The 2,037-nt window shown below is 44.8% G+C and carries 3 protein-coding genes; all 3 read right to left on the bottom strand.

What is annotated here, in order from left to right; translation table 11 throughout:
* A partial coding sequence (locus F6K37_RS39725) for a glycoside hydrolase 100 family protein (protein ID WP_287256767.1) occupies positions 1-313 on the bottom strand: 313 nt, incomplete at its 3' end.
* A 125-nt stretch (positions 314-438) separates the two neighbouring features.
* Positions 439-1,608 (bottom strand): RNA-guided endonuclease InsQ/TnpB family protein, encoded by a 1,170-nt coding sequence (locus F6K37_RS39720; RefSeq protein ID WP_008187137.1) that lies wholly within the window; start codon positions 1,606-1,608, stop codon positions 439-441.
* 12 nt (positions 1,609-1,620) lie between these two features.
* A partial coding sequence (locus tag F6K37_RS39715) for an IS607 family transposase (RefSeq protein ID WP_287256765.1) occupies positions 1,621-2,037 on the bottom strand: 417 nt, incomplete at its 5' end.

Below are 2,037 nucleotides of genomic sequence, written 5' to 3'. Positions count from 1 at the left end.
GTTCCTTCTTATGTATCACTTTAAAGCTAGCTGGCATCAATCCAAGACCCGCCTTAAAGCAATCCATATGCTTTTCACGGCTTTGAAGCCCTAGGGTTTCGATCAGGAAATTGCGCACAATTTCTCCTTTGCCCCTCATCAGCAATGCCATAGCCGACACCGCGAAATCCCGCGTAAAGCACTGGTCATAATTCAGGGCTTCCATATCCGAGTCTTTCGACGCTACTGTGCCCACGGGATGACCTTGATAATCGATAATCGAATCTTCCAGCGCTTGCCAAGCTGCATCGATCAGATTACCTTCGCTTACCATATAAAACTTCTCCTTTAAGTTGTCCATGTGGTTGATGCTAGCTTAACTGCATCATGAATCTTACACAAACCTAGACATTTGGTCTGATGTTCAATTCCTGTTTCATCCTAGGTAGTCGGCTACTTCTAGTCCACAGGCGTTTGATCGATTGCCATCGACAGTGTTCTGTTACCGGGTTCCCAACGCTCTATGTTAATCGCTGCGTTCAAATCCCGGTCTTCAATGTTTCCACAACTGCCACACACATAAACTCGTTCCCTCAACGGCATATCCTGTATGTGGTCACACTTGTGGCATGTTTTTGAACTGGGAAACCACCTGTCTACCAGGGTTAGTTTGAACCCGTGGAATTCTTGCTTGTAGGTCAGCAACTCTGAGAACCGATAGAATCCCAGTAAGGCGATGGCTTCAGCTAACTTGTGATTAGCCAGCATCCCAGACAGGTTCAAGTCCTCAATCTTGATTTCTTGATAGGTCTGCGCTAACCTGGTGGTTTCCTTTTGCAAAAAGTCCTCTCTGATGTTCCCAATGTGTTTGTGTTGCTTCCTCAGTCTTTGATAGTATTTCTGAGCATTCTGACTGGGTTGGGTCTTGGTCTGACCGTTGCCTAACACCTTTTTACGATTGCGCCACTGTAGCAACGATTGCTTGATTTTCGCTTTCTTGATCGATTTGGGCATTTCAATCTTGGTGCGATCGGACAAAGTCGCAAAACACTTAACACCTAGGTCAATTCCGACTTTTTGCTGAGTGTGTTTCATCGCTGGCATTGGGCAAGCATCGACAAAGAACGATACGAACCAGTTATCTGCTTCTCTTGAAATGGTAAATGTTTGGGAAATGCAATCGTAAGGAATAGCCTCCTTTAATCTGAACGTCCCCATTGTTGGGATGTTGATGGTCTTCCCAGCTTTTACCAGCCGTTTTCCGTTTGAATCATCAACGGTAAAACTGCACTGATGGCGTTTCTTCTTGAATGTAGGCATTTGAGCTTTAATCTTTGGGTCACGCCACCAACTAAAGGCTTTAGCTAGATTCCGAAACGCATTTTGGTAAATCCGAGCTGGATACTTATTGCACCAAGCAAAATCAGGATTCTTCTTAGTCACATTGGTGAACACCTTCTTAATTGTGTTCAACCTCTTGGAATCGGAAGCTCTGATGTCTTCAAACTCCCATGATGATTTCATAATTCCCAGTCCGTAGTTATAAACGAACCGAGAGAACCCCGCACATTGAGATAGCCAGTTGGCTTCGGAGTTGTTGACTTTGAGTTCGCGCTTGATTCCAAACATGGGAGTTTCGACCTAAACTTGTACTTCCATTTCTACTTTCGCACAATCGTCGGGACTATCAAGGTTTTTGTTGATTTTTTCTTGAATCGCTTGGAGATACCGACGCAAACCGTACAGCCGACAACAGAAGCAGTGGATGATAGCCATGAGGTCTTCCAGCATCTCCTGCTGGGGACTAAGGAATTCATTGTTGGTCACGATCATCTCGCCATCGGAGTACTTGGCTAACTGAAGAATCAGGTCAAACGCAAACCTACATAATCGGTCTTTGTGAGCGACGATGATGGTAGAGACCTGCCCGGAAAGCATACGGAATAGTAGATTGAGGAATTTCTTACGTTTGAAGTTCATACTCCCACCAATTTCTGGGATGACTTGATCGATTTTGAGACCAGAGGCATTACAGAAGGTATCCATAGCTTTAACAGA

The sequence above is a fragment of the Moorena sp. SIO4E2 genome, assembly GCF_010671945.1.
GTDB classification, from domain to species: domain Bacteria; phylum Cyanobacteriota; class Cyanobacteriia; order Cyanobacteriales; family Coleofasciculaceae; genus Moorena; species Moorena producens.
The sequence above is the reverse complement of the archived record's forward strand: the minus strand, read 5'-3'. Positions and strand labels throughout refer to the sequence as shown.

Coding starts and splice junctions, on each gene's coding strand:
- F6K37_RS39720 (WP_008187137.1), bottom strand. CDS start 1,608: ATGTTTGGAATCAAGCGCGAACTCAAAGTCAACAACTCCGAAGCCAAC.